We start from the raw sequence: 16,767 nt of genomic DNA, 5'->3' as shown, positions 1-16,767 counted from the left end.
TCTCTCGACGGTTAATCGGATGCAGGCGGCGACTTGGCCCGTATAGTCACGGAAGCGGGACTAAGCGACATTTTCAAGACATACGACGTTGTTCTTTCACACATGCCTGGGGTGAACCTTCATCGAGAGACACAGGGTCGGGAACTACTCGTATGCCGAAAGTGTGGCACACGTTTCCCGGAAGGTAAAGCAACACAAGACGGCTGGTACTATCGTTGTCCGGAAGACGACTGCGACGCCGAAGGAATAGGCGAAGGCCTGCGCCGACTTCGAGACGACGAACGGTAACTCCCGGAACACCCGAACGACGACGTCCACCGTCGGGGGCGGTGCGCGCCGTCGTCTCTCCTCTCGTGTTCGACACTGCCACCCTACAGTGGCGACGCGCGCCGCAGACTGAACAATTTTTACTCCCCCCGCGCGCACATGGCCACAATGAGCGAGTACGACTACGAGGACCTCGGACTCGTCGCGGGGCTGGAGATTCACCAGCAACTCGACACCGCGACGAAACTCTACTGTCAGTGCCCGACGGCCCGGCGTGAACCGGAGGAAGCGACGCGGACGTTCACCCGCTATCTCCACCCCACGAAGAGTGAACTCGGCGAAATCGACGACGCTGCGCTCGAAGAGAGTCGCGTCGACCGTGAGTTCGAATATCTCGCGTTCGACACGACCTGTCTCGTCGAAGAGGACGACGAACCGCCGCACCACATCGACGACGAGGCGCTCGACGTCGGGATGCAGATCGCGGCGATGCTCGACATGTCCGTCGTCGACCAGGCGCACGTCATGCGCAAACTCGTCGTCGACGGCTCGAACACCTCCGGCTTCCAGCGGACGACGCTCATCGGCCAAGAGGGTCAAATCGAGACGAGCGAGGGCCCCGTCGGCGTCGAAGACCTGCTCCTCGAAGAGGAGTCCGCGGGCCGCGTCGAGGAGACGGACGACGGCGTGCGCTACAGTCTCGACCGACTGGGCATCCCGCTCGTCGAAATCGGCACCAAACCCGACATCTCCTCGCCCGAACAGGCCCGCGAGGCCGCCGAGCGCATCGGGATGCTCCTCCGCTCGACGGGGAAGGTCAAGCGCGGCCTCGGGACGATTCGACAGGACGTGAACGTCTCTATCGCCGACGGCGCGCGCGTCGAGATGAAGGGCGTCCAGACGCTCGACGACATCGAAGACCTCGTCCGTCTCGAAGTGCAGCGCCAGGTCGAACTCCTCGAAATCCGTGACGAACTGCAAGCCCGCGACGCCAGCGTCGGCGAGACGCAGGACGTGACCGACACGTTCGAAGGAACCGAGAGCGGCGTCATCGAGGGCGCACTCGACGGCGGCAAAGTCACCGCCGTTCCGCTCTTCGGCTTCGACGGACTCGTCGGCCACGAACTCCAGCCAGACCGCCGTCTCGGCACGGAGTTCTCCGACCACGCCAAGCGTCACGGTGCGGGCGGCATCTTCCACACGGACGAACTCCCGGCCTACGGCGTCACGCAGGAGGAAGTCGACGCGCTGAAGGAAGCCGTCGGCGCGGGTGACGACGACGCCGTCGCCATCGCCGCCGCCGACACCGAGACGGCGGAGTTGGCCATCGCCGCGGTCAAGGAACGCGCCGAGGCTGCCATCGAGGGCGTCCCCGAGGAGACGCGCGGTGCCAACGACGAGGCGACGACGCGCTACCTCCGTCCGCTGCCGGGTGCGGCGCGGATGTACCCCGAGACGGACGTGCCGCCGGTGGAACCCGACCCCTCGGAGGTGGAGATTCCCGAACTCCTCACCGAGCGTGTCGACCGGTATCAAGCGGAGTTCGGTCTCGACGCCGGCCTCGCCGAACAGGTCGCCTTCGGCCGCCGGATGCCACTGTTCGAGCAGGCCGTCGCCGACGGCATCGACGCGACGCTCGCCGCCGGAACCCTCGAATCGACCACGACGGAACTTCGCCGCGACGACGTTCCCGTGCAGAACCTCACCGACGACCACCTGCTCGACGTGCTCCAACTCGTCGACGCGGGTGACCTCGCCAAAGAGGGTATCGTCGACGTGCTGACCGTCCTCGCGGAGAACCCCGACCTCTCGGCCGAGGAAGCCGTCGAAGAAGCGGGTCTCTCCGGTGTCGACGAGGCGGAGGTTCGCGCCGCCGTCGAAGAAGTCGTCGACCGCAACGAGGAACAGGTCGAAGAGCAGGGAATGGGCGCGTTCTCGGCGCTCATGGGCGAGGCGATGGGTGCGCTCCGCGGGAAGGCCGACGGCGAAATCGTCAGTTCGACGCTGCGCGAAGAGATACAGAAGCGCTCGTAACGCTCCGTTCTCACTTTCAACCCCTGACTGTCGTCCTCGCGTCGGCGGAACAACCTACTTTACCGTCCCCTTCGACCCCTCAGCTATGACCATCTTCTACGAAGATTTGGCAGTCGGACAGGTCGAGGAGTTCGGCGAGTACGAGGTGACAGAAGCAGAACTGCTCTCGTTTGCCGAGCAGTACGACCCGCAGTGGTTCCACGTCGACAAGGAGCGCTCCGAGGAAGAGTCGATGTACGGCGGCCTCATCACCAGCGGATGGCACACCGCGTCGATGACGATGCGGATGCTCGTCGACCACCACTTCTCGGAAGCGGCGTCGCTCGGCGCGAAGGGGTTGCACGAACTCCGCTGGCGCGTTCCGGTCGAACCCGGCGACGTGCTCTCGGTGCGCGTCGAGGTGTTGGAGAAAGAGGCGGAGACGGACAGTCGAGGCACCGTCTTGAGTGAGACGAAGACGCTCAATCAGGACGGCGACGCCGTGATGACGATGGTGTCGGAAGTGATGTACGCCCGCCGCGACGGCGAGTAACCGTCCAGACGTTCTGGGTCTCACGACGTCGTCGGTGTCGACGCAACCGCTGCAATCCAGCCGTCTGGCTAGTGGTTCCAGCGGTCGGTCCGGCCGAGTTCGTCGAGCAGGTCTTCACGCTCTCGCAGTTGTTCGTTGGCGCGGCGGAATAGGCCGAGTAGGGTCTTGACCTCGCGGTCGGTCGGATGCGCGCGGCCGAACAGTCGTCGGAACATCAACTCGCTTCGGTCGCGCTGGTGTTCCGGAAAGTGCGACGCGTCGAGGAACTCCGCGAAGTAGTCGTAGAGTCGGTCGATTTCGGGTTCGTCGGCACGGGCGTGTTCGACGTCGGGGAGTTGTGTCTCCTCGACGGTCAGGTCCCGCAGTTCGTAGAGCACGACTGTCGCGGCCTGCCCGAGGTTGAGGATGGGGTAGCGACTGTCGGCGGGAATCGAGGCAACCTCGTCCAGTTGGGCGAGTTCGTCGTTGCTGAGGCCTTTCCCCTCGCGACCGAAGACGAGTGCCGTCTTCGTGTCGACGGTCTTCAGGTCTTCTTTGAGTTCGACGGGCGTCTTGAACGGGAAGCGGTCGTGGCTGTAGCTGGACTCGTTCGTGATACCGGTGAAGCCGACGGTGTGGTAGTTCTGGACGACGTCTTCGAACGTCACCGTCTCGGCGTTCGGGAGCACGTCCTCACGGGCGTGCCCGGCGAAGCCGTATGCCTCGCCGTCGCGGTGGAGTTCCGGCGGGTTCACGAGTTTGAGGTCGTACAGTCCGAAGTTCTTCATCGCTCGGGCGATGGTGCCGATGTTGCCCGGCGTCTCGGGTTCGACGACGACGACGACGGGTTTGTGTGCCCGGGGGCCGCTCGCTCGCTCCGCCTGCTCCGGTTCGTCGTCGGGCGTCTCGCCGTCCGTCTCGTCAGGCATCTCGTCGGTCATTTCGTCGGATACTCGGTGTCGAGGTCCAGACTGTCCGTGTCGACCTCCTGTGTCTCCTTTCGCATCGCTTCTCGCTGTTCCGGCGAGAGCATCTCGATACGTCGTCCCTCGAAGTTCTCGTTCAGCCGCTGGTGGAGCTCTTCGGCGTCCGGCGGCGTCGGCAGACTGTCGGGGTCGGTCTCGACGTACTCCATCCCGACGAAGTCCTCCGGAGCGCGCCCGCCGTCGGCGAACCAGAGGTGGAACTCGTCGCGGAACTCCTCGTCGCCGACCAGAGATTCGCCACCCTCCTCACGGAACCAGTAGAGGAAGTGCGGTTCGTGACGGTCACAGAGCAGGAGTTCGTCGCCCGGTTCGCCGTAGACGATGGTCGATTGGTTGCACCGCTGCTTCTCGGCCTCACCGTGGACCAGATAGCAGGCGTCACACGGCTCTTCGACGAGGTGCGCGAGTCGAACGAGTCGCTGTCGCGGTTCCTCGGGAATCTCGTCGAGCGGTTTGAACTCCCCCGCCTCGCTGAAGATTTCGGACTCCTCGAATCGCCACCCTCGAAGTCCGACGCTGACCTTTGCCATACGTCGTGGCTAGCGGGTACGCGGATAAAAAGAGCGTGTCTTGTGCGTATTCACTGTCCGTGAGCGAGTTCTTTGAGTCGCTCCCGGCGTTCGGCGACCGGCGGATGGGTCTGCAGGTACTGGCCGACGAACGCCTGTATACGCCTCCATCGGTGGTGATACGTCGCCGCCCTCTGCCCCTCTGCACCGAGCCGAATCGGTTCCGTACCGACCTCGTCGACCGACTCCGGCGAGACGATAGAGAACGCACTGACGCTCGTCGCCGTCCGGAGGTCTTCGCTCGGTCGGTCGCGGAGTCGTCCCTCGATTTCTGTGAGTCCACTCGCGAGTGCGGCGGGGTCTCCCGTGATGGCGACGGCACCGCGGTCGGCGGCCAGTTCACGGGCACGTGAGAAGACGGCGACGAGGACGCGCCCGACGAACGCGAACAGGAGTCCGACCGTCGCCGCCGCGAACCCGACGAGACTCTTCGACTCCCGTTCGCCGCTGGCACGATACTCCCAGTTCTGCAACGTCAGTTCATCCGACGGCGACGTCCCCAACTCGTACAACCGCTCTGCGACTGCCGTCGGCAACGACACGGCCGTCATCACGGCCACGTCACGGTTCTTGACGTGCGCGAGTTCGTGGGCGACGACCGTCCGCAACTCGTCGTCGTCGAGTATCTTGAGCAATCCCGTCGAGACGACGAGCGTCGTCGTACTCGGGCGAAAGCCCGCTGTGAACGCCTCCGGCGTCTCTGTCTTCGCGACAGCGAGCGTCGGCAGTTGCACGTCCGCTTGCTGGGCGACGTTCGTCGCGATTCGGTGGAGTCGCGGGGCGGTCGATGCGTCGACGTCGACGGCACCGGACTCACGCACGACGTGGTCGCGCTGACGGAGTTCCAGTATCGTCAGACCGACGAGGAGGAACGTCGCGAGTACGGGAGCGACGAACAGCGGGAGGCCGAGAAGCCTCGACACAGCAGCCAGAATCGCCGTCACGACGCCGACGAACCCGGCGGCGAGGACGAGGAGGAGGGCGATGGCGAGCATCATTCGGACGCGAAGATTCCAGTCGGGTGACCAGTCCATGCGCCGACTTTTCGCGCGAACGCCCTAACGATGTTGCTCGACTCACTCGGTGTCGGACCGCGACGAACGAGGACTCTGTCGGGCGGACGAGACGGAACACCGGACAGTCGACATAAATGACAATACATACACAAGAAAGATGCTCTCAGAGCGTGATTATCTTTCGGAGATTTACGATGCAACGACAGATATCCTCACCGAGGTGGACCGTTACTGACGAGAAAGCGTCACATTGGGCCGAAGGCGGACTCAGTCGGCGAGACGCACTGAAACTGTCTGGAGTCACCGGCCTCGCCCTCCTCGGGGGCGTCGGAACGCTCGGCACCCGAATCGTGAGTGCACAGACCGCCCCGTGGACGGTTGCGGTCCTCCCCGACACACAGAAGTACGCAGAGAGTTCATCGCTCGTCGGATACGCTCACGACCAGACGGAGTGGATTGCCGACAACCGCAACGCCCAGAACATCCGGTTCGTCTCGCACGTCGGCGACATCGTCGAAACCGCCGAGGAAGAAGACCAGTGGCAACGGATGGACGAGGTGATGAGTCGACTCGACGGCGTCGTCCCCTACTCCGCGATTCCCGGTAACCACGACTGGGTCCGTGAGGGGACGTGGGGGGTGAGGAGCGTCGAGCACTACCGCGAGTACTTCGGCCCGTCTCGGTACAGCGGGTACAGTTGGTACGGCGGGAGCGGTCCCGACGGACTGAGTCACTACCAGTTCTTCTCTGCCGGTGGCTACGAGTTCCTCCACCTCGCCTTGGAGTGGGAGATTCCGGGGAGTAGTAGCGACGCGGACACCCCGTTCGGGTGGGCGAACCGAATCCTCCGACAGTATCGCGACTATCCGACCATCGTCACGACGCACTCCTATCTCAAAGACAGCGGTGGCTACATGAAGAGCATCCAAGGCGAGTGGGGAAACACGACTATCGACGGCAGCTCGGACGACAATCGCCCGAACGGGAACCCCGGCGGCAGGACGTGGCGAAAGCTCATCCAGTCGAACAGCCAGGTGTTCATGGTTCTCAACGGCCACTTCACCAACAGAGACGGCGAAGCTCACCAAGTCTCGGAGAACAACGACGGCCTCGCAGTCTACGAGATAGTGGCCGACTACCAAGACCGGTCACGCGGCGGTGACGGTTGGATGCGACTGCTCACCTTCCACCCCGGCGGTGGGTCGGGCGGCGACGACCGAATTCTCGTCCGGACGTACTCGCCGTCGCTCGGCCGATTCGAGACCGACAGCGACAGCGAGTTCAGTTTCGACCTCGACTTCGTCGACCGCTTCGGCGAACCGTCGGGTAGTGTGGAACCCGAACCTGAGCCAGAACCTGAGCCGGAACCGGAGCCAGAACCTGAACCCGAACCCGAACCTGAACCCGAACCGAACCCTGACGACGAAGCAGGCACCGTCACCTTCCAGTCGGGACGCGACGGCTACAGCGGCACCGTCGACACCTACCTGCAAGAGGCAGAACCGACCGCCGACAACGGGTCGGCGGGAGTGTTGAACGTCGACCGTAGCGACCCCCGCGGGTCGGGCGACGTCGTCCAGGCGCTCGTTCGCTTCGACAGCATCGTCGGCAGTTCGAGCGGGCAGGTTCCCAGTGGTGCGACGGTGACGTCGGCGACGCTCACCATCCAGACGACCGGCGAAGGTCACGGCGCGTCTCTCTACCGGATGCGTACCGCGTGGAGCGACAGCGACACGTGGGACTCACTCGGGAATGGTGTGCAGGTGGGTAGCGAGGCGGCCAGCGGGGCCGACGCGACCACTGGATTCGTCCGGGTCGGGTCGACGAACATCGACGTCACGACCAGCGTGCAATCGTGGGTCGACGGCGACTCGAACTACGGGTGGCTGTTCCACCCGTCGGGACGAGACGGCTGGGACTTCTCGTCCGCCGAAGGGTCGACGCCGCCGACGCTGACCGTCTCGTTCGAGTAACTCGGACCACGGACGGCCGCTTCCGGGTGGCATATGTAGGCCGGGTCCTCACACCTTCTCATGCGAAACGTGGACGCCGCCGGACTCGGCATCGGTGACGACTATCCCCCGCGAATCATGGGCGTGCTGAACGTCTCGAAGGAGTCACCGTACAAGCCGAGCGTCTTCGACGACGCCGGCGAGGCCGCCGAGTACGTCGACCGCGAACTCATCGACGAGGGTGCGGATATCGTCGACGTCGGCCTCGAATCTGCCAACAAGAAGTTCGAAGTCCTGTCTGCAGAAGACGAACTCGACCGCCTCGACACGGCAATCGAGGTCGTCGAGAGCGTCTCCGGTGACGCCGTCTTCTCTATCGAAACGAGATACCACGAAGTCGCCGAAGCCGCCCTCGACGCCAACTTCGACATGGTCAACGACATCTGCGGGTTCGCCGACCCGAAGATGCCCGAGGTGTGCGACGCCCGCGACGCCGCCGTCGCCAAGATGGCGAGTCCACCGGACCTCGAACGCCCCGGCGCGGTCGAGGACGTCGACGACATCTACGAGGCACTGAAACTCAACGGCATAACCGACAAGACCATCGTCGACCCGGCGTTCGGCGGGTGGAGCGAGGCCAAAACGCTGGAGGATGACCGCGAGACGTTCGAGCGACTCCGGGAGTTCCGCGGTTTCGGCCAGCCTATCCTCGTGTCCATCAACCGGAAGAACTTCCTCCGCGACGTCGCCGGGCGTTCGACCGAGGAGGCACTGCCCGTCAGTCTCGCCGCCACGTCGATGGCCGTCGAACGCGGTGCCCACGTCGTCCGCACCCACGACGTCGCCGAGACGCGCGACGCGGCGCTCATCGGTAAGCGGTTCGCCCGCCGTCGTGTCCGCGAGGCAGGCGATGTCGACGTCGAAGAACTCGACGTCACCAGCGTCAGCGAGGCACGCCGCCACGTCGACAGAGTCGGTGGCGACGCCGACGCCGCCCGACACGCGACGACCCGCGTCTTCGAACTCACCGGTCTCGACAGCGAGGAGAAGGGTGCGCTCCGGGCCGCCGCGACAGAGACGACGCTCGTCCTCGTCGAGGGGGACGACGGAACCAGTCTTCTCGCCGTTGGCACGCCCGTCGCGTTCGAGAATACGGCGACTGCGGTGGGTGGAGTATCCGGTGCGCTCGACGCCGCACTCGAACGAATCACGGAGTCGTCGAGATAACTCCACGCTCGATACGTCGAAGAGAAAACTTATGACTCCCCAGAAGCAACCGTGCAGGTGGAAGCCGGAACGACACACGGGTAGGGGTACTTGGTGTCACTCCGGCTCATACCGTTACACTCCGGAGCCACAGCTATGAACTTCGACGACTGGGAACCGGTGTACGAATCGATTCTCGCCGACTTCGGCTTCGGACGCGATGCCGACGAACACGCCAGAGACGTCCTCGCCGAACTGGCTCGCCCCTTCGACACGAGTCGGTTCGACCACGTCGCTGGCGCGACTGTCGCCGTCGCTGGTGCTGGTCCCTCGCTCGCCGACGAACTAGAGACGGCCGCCGACGCCGACGTCGTGTTCGCGGCGTCGACGGCGACGGACATCCTTCTCGACGCCGGTGTCGACGTCGACCTGATGGTCACCGATTTAGACAAAAATCCCGAGACGGCCGTGGAGTTGACTCGCGAGGGAACGCCCGTCGCGGCCCACGCCCACGGCGACAACGTCCCCGCCGTCCGTGAGTGGGTTCCGCAGTTCGATACGGACCACGTGCTGGCGACGACGCAGGCCGCTCCAGTCGGCCCCGTCGTCGATTACGGCGGGTTCACCGACGGCGACAGAGCGGCGTTCCTCGCCGACGAGTTCGGCGCAACTGAACTCCGTTTTCTCGGGTGGGACTTCGACGACCCACAGGTCGACGCGATGAAGGCGAAGAAACTGCGCTGGGCCGAGCGGCTACTCTACTGGCTGGAGACCCGCCGTGACGAGTCGTTCACCGTGCTCGACGAACGTCGCGAGCGGATTCGCCCGGTTCGGTGATTCGACGACTTGACCATTCGGTCTCACAGGTGCCACCGCGACAGCGACTGGACACCGCGGACGACGAACGGGAACGCCCCGAGAAAGAGGAGGACCACGACTGCCGTCACGACGACACCGACCCACCACAGTTCGGCCGTCGTGCGCGCCACGACGCCCAGCCACGTTCCACCGCCGATGGCGACGCCGTAGTAGGCGGACCGAAACGGCATCGTGACGAAGTCGCTCGGTTGTGGCCACGCGCCGACGTCGACATACTGCCCGCGGAACGATCCGATACCGACCGTCGCGACGGCCATCGACGTCAACGCAGAGAGTGACACGGCGTCCTGGTTCGGGACGCTGGTGAGAAAGGCGAGCACCGGGAGCGGAAGTACACAGACCTCCAAGAGCGCGAAGAAGACGTAGTCTAGCCAGCGCTCGAACCGAGCGTTCAACGTACGATTCGACGACCCTGTCACATAGTGTCAATAGGTCGCAACCGAGTAAACGCTTACCCGGGTGGGTGCGTCGTCCACACCCCTGTCACTGCATCCGATAGCGCAGAATCGCCGCGATGCCGCCGAGATTCTTCAACTGCTCACCGGGCGCGAACTCCTCGGAGAAGACGGTGACGTCACCGCCTTTCTGCTCGACGGACTCGATGACGTCGTTGACGTCGACGTCCCAGTCGCCGCGGCCCTGTCGCTCGTCGCGGAGGCGTTCGTCGAGGACGAGCAGCGTCTCGACGGCCCCGAAGTCCGCGGCTTCGGCGACTTGGTCGATACCGTAGGCCGCCTTCGCACCCTGCGCGATGTTCTCCATCAGCGCGTCGATGAGTTCCGCTTCCTTCGAGATGCGTGTCTGCGTCTGCACGTCGTCGACGGCACCGCGCTTCAGTACTTCGTGGACGCCGCGGTCACCGACACCGGAGGTGTCGACGACGGTCATCTTCTCGGCGACCTCTTTGTAGTTCTCCTCGATGTAGTCGCGGGCGTCCTGTTTGGTGAACCCCGGTCCCGCGAGGATGACGGCGTCGACGTCGAGATGCGAGAGGGCACTCCCCAACTCGGCGAACAACTCGGAGCGCGGCCGGGCGTACTCGCCTTTCCCAGTTGGTCGGGTGAACGACCCGTACTCCTTCGTCCCGTACTGTTGGACGGTGTGGATGTAGGCCGCGCCCTCTTCGACCGTCGCGATGGCGACGTCGGGGTTTTCAGACGCCTGCTCGGCCTCTTCGAGTCTGTCCTTCTGGTCCTTCTTGAAGTGCTTCTCGATGGTGAACTCGTTGCGCTCCTCGACGTTGATGGTGTGGTGGTGGCCGAGTTGGTCTTCGCGGGAACAACCGACGATGACGCCGCCGACGCGGAGTCGGTTGGCGAAGCGGGCGAACTCGACGTCTTCGACTTCGAGGGTGATGTGGAGGTGTTCGCGTTCGCCACCGGTGTCGCGCATCTGGTCGTCGTCGCGCTGGATACGGCGCGTCGTGTCGCCGGAGACGAGGTCTCCCGGTTCGAGGACGTAGGAGAGATGCCAGAGGTCGTCGACGTTCTCGGGGACGAGCGTCATCCGTTCGCGCCCCTCCTCGCCGCGACCACGGCTTACGATTCGCATGGCCGAACCATCGGCCTGCGGCCTAACAACCCTTGCTTTCTCGCCTCAGAGCGTCGTGGTCGTCGCCGACTCGCCGGGCGTCCGGCCGAGTCCCTTCACGAAGCCGCGTGCGAGCAGGTAGTAGGTGGCTATCTGGACGTAGAACAGAACGAGGAAGCCGACGAGGACGATGCTGAGCACTCCGCCGACGAGGAATCCGACGACACCGACGACCATCGCGAGCAACCACGCGACGACGTACTCGCTCGTCGCGACGCCGCTCCAGATGGTGCCGAAGTCGAAGGCGGCCCCGAAGGAGTCCTCGATGGCGAAGTTCACCAGCGCGGCAGGGGCGAAGAAGCCGACGACGAGGCTCAACACGAGGGTGACGAGCAGTACCAAGAGTGCGCCGGTGCCCGACCCGTTCGCGCCGAAGGCTATCAAGAGCTGCAATCCTAAACTCGGGACGTTGATGACGAGCGAGTACGCGAAGCCGATGACCGCCATCTTCAGCCCCGTCACGAGGAGGTCACCCCAGTCGGTGAACGACGGTGCAGTCGAATCGTTCGTCGCCGCCGCCCGAATCACTCGGGCGAAGTAGCCTTGGAGGATGAACGCCGGAATCACGAGGACGCTCAACGGAATCAGCAGTGCGCCGATGACGAGCGTGGGGAGCCAGTCGTCGCCGGAGCGGGGAAACGACAGTGCATCACTGAGCATATCCGTCTCCTCTCTCGTCACCGAGAAAAGAATTTCCCTCGAAGTCGACATGTACCCGAAACGATAGCTACGTCTCGTCGCGGTCGTCTCCGCCCCAGACGAACGAGTCGCTCCCGCGTGTCGCAGTGTCCGCTTCGACTCGCGCCTCGTCCGAGTCGTCACCGTCGGACTCGTCACTCCGCGTACTCGTCCTCTCTCCCGTATCTGTCCACTTGTCGACAACTCCGACCGTTCGGCCCGTCTGGACCGACGGCGGGACTTCTGGAGTTCGCTCCTCGTCGAGTCGGCGGTCACGTGCAGACGACGCGCTCGCCCCGGTCGCCTCCGTCATCTCGGTCGTCTCGGCCGTTCTATCCGCCGCTCCCTGTCCGTACAGGACGTGTGCCACCACACGAGCGTAGAAGGCGACGAACACGCCGACTACGACGACTGTCGTCGGGACGCCGACGACGACGCCGCCGACGAGGACGGCCGTCGCCCTGAACCACCCGCCAGCGTACCGACCATCTCGTGCCACGTCGACGACCTGCCGAAGTGCGAACCCGTCTCGGAGACGGCCCTCGGCGGCGAAGCGAGTCAGGGCCGCTGGACGCAGATACAGATACGCGACACCGTAGCCGAAGACACCGACCCCGCCGACGACGATGCCAACTGCAACCACGACACCGGCAACAGAGCCGGGAGTGACGACGCGTGCGCCGAGGAGTACGGCGAGTCCGACGACGACGGCGAGTAGCACGCCGAGCGGGAGGAGATAGCCGACACTGAGCAGGACAGACTTCAGACCGTCGCGGACGAGTTCGCCCCAGCGGACGAACGAGGGCGTCGCGTCGTCGCCGCGGAGACCGGTGCGGACGGTTCGGACGTCGTATCCGCGGAGAACGAGTGACGGGAAGACGGCGAGTGGCGTCAGGAGGAGTCCGAGCGGCGTCGACAGGACGGCGAAGAGCCAGACGACGGGCACGACTGCTGACAGGAATGTGAGGACACCGCCCATGAACAGCGTCACGGCTGCGTCGTCGCTCCGTATCGGTGCCGCGAGCGCCTCGTTGAACATCTACACGACTGGTCGGATGGTGGGCACATAACGGTGCCTCAGTGGCAGGTGACACGCGTCATCGATAGCCGTCACTCGGCGTCGAACGACGCGGGAGTGAGGTGACGAGGTGACGAAAATCGGAAAATCGAGCCGAACAGAGCGGTTAGCCCTGTGTTGTTCAGATGGTCGCGCGTTCGTCGGGCATGTCGTCGTTGCGCATCTCGACGTGGTGCATCTCGCCCCACGTCGTACCGAAGATGTAGTACACCGCGACGAGGGCGTAGAACGTGATGAACGCGCTCAGGATGGCCCCGACACCGGTCGCACCGAGCAGGCCGGAGACGATACCGGCGGCGATGAACAGCGCGAAGGCGTAGAGCCACGCCGTGGCGTACTTTCCGCTGAACAGGATGGGTCGGAGTTCACCGAAGTCGAACGCTGCCCCCATCCGGTCGGTTTCGGCGTAGTTGGCCAGCGCCGCGGGCGTGACGTACGCCGCGAAGATGGTCAGGACGAACCCGACGAGTGCGCCGACGAGTGCCACGAGGCCACCGAAGAGGCCCGCAGCGTCGGACCCGCCACCGGCGATAGCCCCGGCGACGCCGAGGAAGACGGCGATACCGACGACGATGGCCGGGATGAGGAAGTACACGAACCCGATGACGAACCCTTTCAGGCCGTCGACGGCTAAGTCACCCCAGTCGTCGAAGACCGGCGGTTCTTCGTCTCCGCGCATCGTCCCGCGGAGGACGCGCATGAGATACCCGACGACGAGGATGGTTGGCAGTACGAGTGCGCTCAGCAGGCTGAGGACGCCACCGATGAGGAAGGTCTTGACCCAGTCCTCACTGTTTCGAAGGTACTCGATGGATTCTGTAATCATGGTTGAATCGAGAACGGCAGTCTCTCGACTCACCAATTCTCACCCTCCTAATACGACGGATTACGGGATAAACGTTTCTGGATACCTATCACTGAAGTAGAATTTCGATTCGTGAGCGCTACTTGCTCAGTTGCCGTCGCCGTCGACGATGTCGCTCCCACCCGATGGCAGGAACTCCTGAATCATATCGGCACTCGCAACTTTTCTGACGAACGATTGGTCGGCGAACCGCTCTCGGAACTTCCGGTAGAGCATCTTCGCCATGTCGTTCTGGGCGTAGCGACCAGGTTGCAGGCGAATACTCGTCTCCGTGTCGTCTTCGATAGCCGACGGCGGCCCCCCGACGACGCGAGTGTCGGGTTCACAGCGGAGACCGACGGCGACTTCGGCGGCGACGTCCTCGTAGTAGGTTCGGTCGCCTCGGACGACGAACGACCCTTTCTCCACGTATTCACCGCTCTCGGGTGTCTTCGACACCTGGTCGGCGCTCACCATGTAGGCGTCGTCGGCGAAGCGTCCCTCCTTCCAGATAGAGGAGTACGCGACGGCGAACTGCGCGGCCTCTTCTCGACTCTGCTCGGGGATGTCCACGTCGCGGGCGGGTTCGGAGGGGCCGGTCGCTTTGAGAATCGTCACCGGGCCACCGTGAGCCTGCGTGTGGAAGAACAGGTCGTGTTTGTTCAGATACTTCTTGACGATCTCCTCGTTCTGGTCGGCGTTGCGGCCGCCGATGACGAGAAAGCCGTCAGAGGTCTCGAACCACCGGAACCGGTCGTACCACTTGTCCTGTTTCCGAATCGGAATCGAGTTCCGCGAGAGCCAATCGATGTCCGGTTTCTCCTCGTCGTCTTCGTCCTCGTCGGGTTCGTCGTCCGAGGCCTCCCACTCGTCGCGGCGCTTCTCGACCGCTTCGAGTTTCTCGCGAGTGTTCTCGATGGCTTCGAGCGCACCTTCTTTCTTCTCTTCGACGCGCTTCGCCTCGGTGTAGATGCGGTCTGCGTTCTTCTCGACGCCCATCGACACGTCGAGGTCGATTCGCTGGCCGTCGATGGTGATGGTGACCGTCCCCGTCGACCCGTCGACGTCCTCGACTGCCTCGGCGGCGGGAATCCCTTGCTCTGCCCCTTCGGCGAGCGTGTCGGCGATGTCCGCCCACGGGATGTTCTCCTCGCGTGCGCCACGAACGGTCGAGAGCACCTCGTCTGCGAGTTCGTAGTTGGCGTAGAGGAGTTCTGCCTTCTCGCGTTCCTCCTGTGCTTGCTCTTCGAACCCTTCGATGGCACCCTCCTGTTGCTGGATGATGCGCTTCTGTTTCTCTATCTCCTCTTGGAAGTCGGGTCGGTTGGCCTCTGGGCCACCGCCGCCTTTCTCGGCCTCGTCGCTGAGGTCCAGTCGGAAGAAGTAGTCGTCGAGTGCGGCGTTGAACGAGTCGAAGGCGGCGGAGTCCAGCCCTTCGTACTCCTCCAGCGGGAACGGGGTCACGTCGACGACGTTTCCGTCTTTCTCGTAGACGCGAGGGTCGAACTCCCCGGTCTGCAGCGGTTCTTTCAGCCGTTCGATGGCGTCGTATATCTTCCTGTACTCCTCTTCACCCGCTTCGGTGATGTCGAGCGTCTTCTCCACACCGGCGCGGGTACAGAGCTCCTCGGCGTAGAGACCACCGAGGTTCAACTGCGTCGCTAGCGTCCGCACCACGTCGGTGTCGGACTCGTTCATCTTGTACTCCAACGCCTCGTAGGAGACGTCGAGCGGGTTGATACGCGACTGCGGGAACTCGTACTGCGACCCGGGTGCGACCGTCCGAGACTTCAGACGGACGGTTTCGAGACTGCTCACGACTTCGCGGTTCTCGTCGAGGACGGCGAGGTTCCCCTGTCCGAACAGTTCGGCGACGATTTCGGTGTCCTCGTCGCCGCGTTCGAACTTGAACGTCAGAATTCGGTCGAACTCGAACTGTTCGACGCCCGCGAAGTCCGCCCCGTTGAGACGGTTCCGTAGCATCATCGCGAAGTTCGGCGGCCGTCCCGGCGCGTCCGGGACGTGCTCGGGTGCGACGACGTGGGCGCGCTTGATGTCGCCGACTTCGATGAAGAGGTCGACCCGCCCGCGGTCGAAATCCCGCAGTTTCAGCCGCAGGAGGTCGTCACCGTAGAGATACGCCTTGTCGACCTTCGCACCCTCGTAGCGTCCCAACTCGGTGACGAGGGCGGCGAGGTCGATACTCGAAAGCTCCTGCTTCGGTTCCATGGCTCTCGATTCAGACGCGATATGAAAAGGGGTGTCGTTGTCGTCCTCAGTACTCCCGCTCTCGCAACTGTTCGCGGGCCGCCCGTTCTTCGACGTCTTCGAGCGTCTCCGTCTCCAACAGTCGCTCTAACTTGCGCTCGAACTGCTCGTCGGTCAACTCACCGGCCGCGTAGCGTCGGCGGAGGGTTTCGAGCGGCGTCTCCGTCGTTGTGGTCTCTTCGGGTTCCTCGTCGGTCGTTCCGACGGTAACAGAACTGTTCCACAGGTCGTCCCACCAGTCGCTGTCCAGCCAGTTGTCCGCCTCCTCGTCGTCGTCGCCGAACAGCATAGAGACGATGGGGACGACGATGACGTAACCGACGATGAGCGCGCCGAGCCACCAACTCTGTCCCGTCAGGAGGGCGGCGAGCCAGATTCCGGTGACGATGGTCGACGCGATTTCGGTCGCGTTGTCCCGGAGGCGGTCTGCGGGCGTCTCTCCGTCCATAGTGATGAATGGAGAGCGAAGGATAAAAAACGGTGCTTGACGGCGGAGAACGTGAGACGGACGGCGGTCGTGCGACGACGACGCCCATGCCCGCAACCCCCACCGTATCGGAGACCGAACGTCTCTCTGCGGCAACGGCGTCTGGAGGGACCCACTACCCGTGCCTGACACACCCGTTAGTCCGCGACGTCGACCCGTGTCTTCTGCCCGGTCGCCACGGGTCGTCTCCGCCGCACCCATCTGTGTCTCGGCTGACGTACCCTCTGCTCCTCCTGCTACTGGTGGCTCACAGTTCAACAGTGTCTCGTCTCGTGACCGGCGGTACCGCTCTTCACCGTCGATATGTTGGTCAGTCGCGCCGCTGCGACGGAGAGAGATGGGGCGTTCCCACGCGGCGAGCGTCGGGTGCGACGTCGCTCACAACCGTTTCGACACGTACGG

Annotated in this window: 16 protein-coding genes; 6 read left to right on the top strand and 10 right to left on the bottom strand. The window is 64.0% G+C overall.

Annotated elements, in window-relative coordinates:
• Positions 1 to 102: 102 nt before the first annotated feature.
• From BM083_RS24065 to BM083_RS07870, 3 genes are all read left to right on the top strand, one after another.
• Entirely contained in the window at positions 103 to 288 is a 186-nt protein-coding gene (locus tag BM083_RS24065; RefSeq protein WP_083851038.1) for an HVO_2901 family zinc finger protein, read from the top strand.
• Between the two features lie 147 nt (positions 289 to 435).
• Positions 436 to 2,301 (top strand): Glu-tRNA(Gln) amidotransferase subunit GatE, encoded by a 1,866-nt coding sequence (gatE, locus tag BM083_RS07875; protein WP_089868010.1) that lies wholly within the window; start codon positions 436 to 438, stop codon positions 2,299 to 2,301.
• Positions 2,302 to 2,386: 85 nt separating this feature from the next.
• Positions 2,387 to 2,833 (top strand): MaoC family dehydratase, encoded by a 447-nt coding sequence (locus BM083_RS07870; protein ID WP_089868006.1) that lies wholly within the window; start codon positions 2,387 to 2,389, stop codon positions 2,831 to 2,833.
• Positions 2,834 to 2,901: 68 nt separating this feature from the next.
• Here the strand turns inward: BM083_RS07870 and BM083_RS07865 are convergent, their stop codons facing one another.
• Genes BM083_RS07865 through BM083_RS07855 form a run of 3 tightly spaced genes read right to left on the bottom strand, consistent with a single transcriptional unit; the run spans position 2,902 to position 5,401 of the window.
• Positions 2,902 to 3,753, bottom strand: a complete 852-nt coding sequence (locus BM083_RS07865) for an RNA methyltransferase (RefSeq protein ID WP_089868002.1) — start codon at positions 3,751 to 3,753, stop codon at positions 2,902 to 2,904.
• Complete coding sequence (locus tag BM083_RS07860; protein ID WP_009367385.1) at positions 3,750 to 4,328, bottom strand: DUF8114 family protein; 579 nt, start codon at positions 4,326 to 4,328, stop codon at positions 3,750 to 3,752. Before BM083_RS07860 ends, BM083_RS07865 begins: the two co-directional genes overlap by 4 nt.
• A 50-nt stretch (positions 4,329 to 4,378) precedes the next feature.
• Positions 4,379 to 5,401: a M48 family metalloprotease gene (locus tag BM083_RS07855; RefSeq protein WP_089867998.1), complete on the bottom strand. Its 1,023-nt coding sequence runs from the start codon at positions 5,399 to 5,401 to the stop codon at positions 4,379 to 4,381.
• A gap of 176 nt (positions 5,402 to 5,577) precedes the next feature.
• On the opposite strand from BM083_RS07855, the gene BM083_RS22780 reads away from it, so the two are divergent.
• The 3 genes from BM083_RS22780 to BM083_RS07830 all read left to right on the top strand — a co-directional run bounded on the left by BM083_RS22780 (position 5,578) and on the right by BM083_RS07830 (position 9,378).
• A complete protein-coding gene (locus BM083_RS22780; RefSeq protein ID WP_143085693.1) occupies positions 5,578 to 7,356 on the top strand; it encodes a DNRLRE domain-containing protein in 1,779 nt (592 codons plus the stop codon).
• 60 nt (positions 7,357 to 7,416) lie between these two features.
• Positions 7,417 to 8,562 carry a dihydropteroate synthase gene (locus tag BM083_RS07835; protein WP_089867991.1) on the top strand — a complete coding sequence of 382 codons (1,146 nt, stop codon included), beginning with the start codon at positions 7,417 to 7,419 and terminating at the stop codon, positions 8,560 to 8,562.
• A 135-nt stretch (positions 8,563 to 8,697) separates the two neighbouring features.
• The gene (locus tag BM083_RS07830) at positions 8,698 to 9,378 is read left to right on the top strand and encodes a 6-hydroxymethylpterin diphosphokinase MptE-like protein (protein ID WP_089867988.1); all 681 of its coding nucleotides are present in this window, start codon (positions 8,698 to 8,700) and stop codon (positions 9,376 to 9,378) included.
• Between the two features lie 23 nt (positions 9,379 to 9,401).
• Here BM083_RS07830 and BM083_RS07825 read toward each other — a convergent pair whose 3' ends face one another.
• The 7 genes from BM083_RS07825 to BM083_RS07795 all read right to left on the bottom strand — a co-directional run bounded on the left by BM083_RS07825 (position 9,402) and on the right by BM083_RS07795 (position 16,326).
• Positions 9,402 to 9,839 (bottom strand): DUF8215 family protein, encoded by a 438-nt coding sequence (locus BM083_RS07825; RefSeq protein ID WP_089867985.1) that lies wholly within the window; start codon positions 9,837 to 9,839, stop codon positions 9,402 to 9,404.
• A 64-nt stretch (positions 9,840 to 9,903) separates the two neighbouring features.
• A complete protein-coding gene (locus tag BM083_RS07820; RefSeq protein ID WP_009367391.1) occupies positions 9,904 to 10,971 on the bottom strand; it encodes an mRNA surveillance protein pelota in 1,068 nt (355 codons plus the stop codon).
• A gap of 45 nt (positions 10,972 to 11,016) precedes the next feature.
• Positions 11,017 to 11,670, bottom strand: coding sequence for a DUF4013 domain-containing protein (locus tag BM083_RS07815; RefSeq protein WP_089867982.1), 654 nt, complete (start codon positions 11,668 to 11,670; stop codon positions 11,017 to 11,019).
• Between the two features lie 67 nt (positions 11,671 to 11,737).
• Positions 11,738 to 12,727, bottom strand: a complete 990-nt coding sequence (locus BM083_RS07810; protein ID WP_089867976.1) for a DUF4013 domain-containing protein — start codon at positions 12,725 to 12,727, stop codon at positions 11,738 to 11,740.
• A 160-nt stretch (positions 12,728 to 12,887) separates the two neighbouring features.
• The gene (locus BM083_RS07805) at positions 12,888 to 13,592 is read right to left on the bottom strand and encodes a DUF4013 domain-containing protein (RefSeq protein WP_049893823.1); all 705 of its coding nucleotides are present in this window, start codon (positions 13,590 to 13,592) and stop codon (positions 12,888 to 12,890) included.
• A gap of 126 nt (positions 13,593 to 13,718) precedes the next feature.
• On the bottom strand, positions 13,719 to 15,839 hold the full coding sequence (rqcH, locus tag BM083_RS07800; protein WP_089867972.1) for a ribosome rescue protein RqcH: 2,121 nt from the start codon (positions 15,837 to 15,839) through the stop codon (positions 13,719 to 13,721).
• 46 nt (positions 15,840 to 15,885) lie between these two features.
• Complete coding sequence (locus BM083_RS07795) at positions 15,886 to 16,326, bottom strand: SHOCT domain-containing protein (RefSeq protein WP_089867969.1); 441 nt, start codon at positions 16,324 to 16,326, stop codon at positions 15,886 to 15,888.
• Positions 16,327 to 16,767 lie beyond the last annotated feature (441 nt).

The organism is Halogranum rubrum (genome assembly GCF_900114455.1).
GTDB classification, from domain to species: domain Archaea; phylum Halobacteriota; class Halobacteria; order Halobacteriales; family Haloferacaceae; genus Halogranum; species Halogranum rubrum.
Note: the sequence above shows the minus strand (reverse complement) of the source record. Positions and strands in the feature narration are given on the sequence as shown.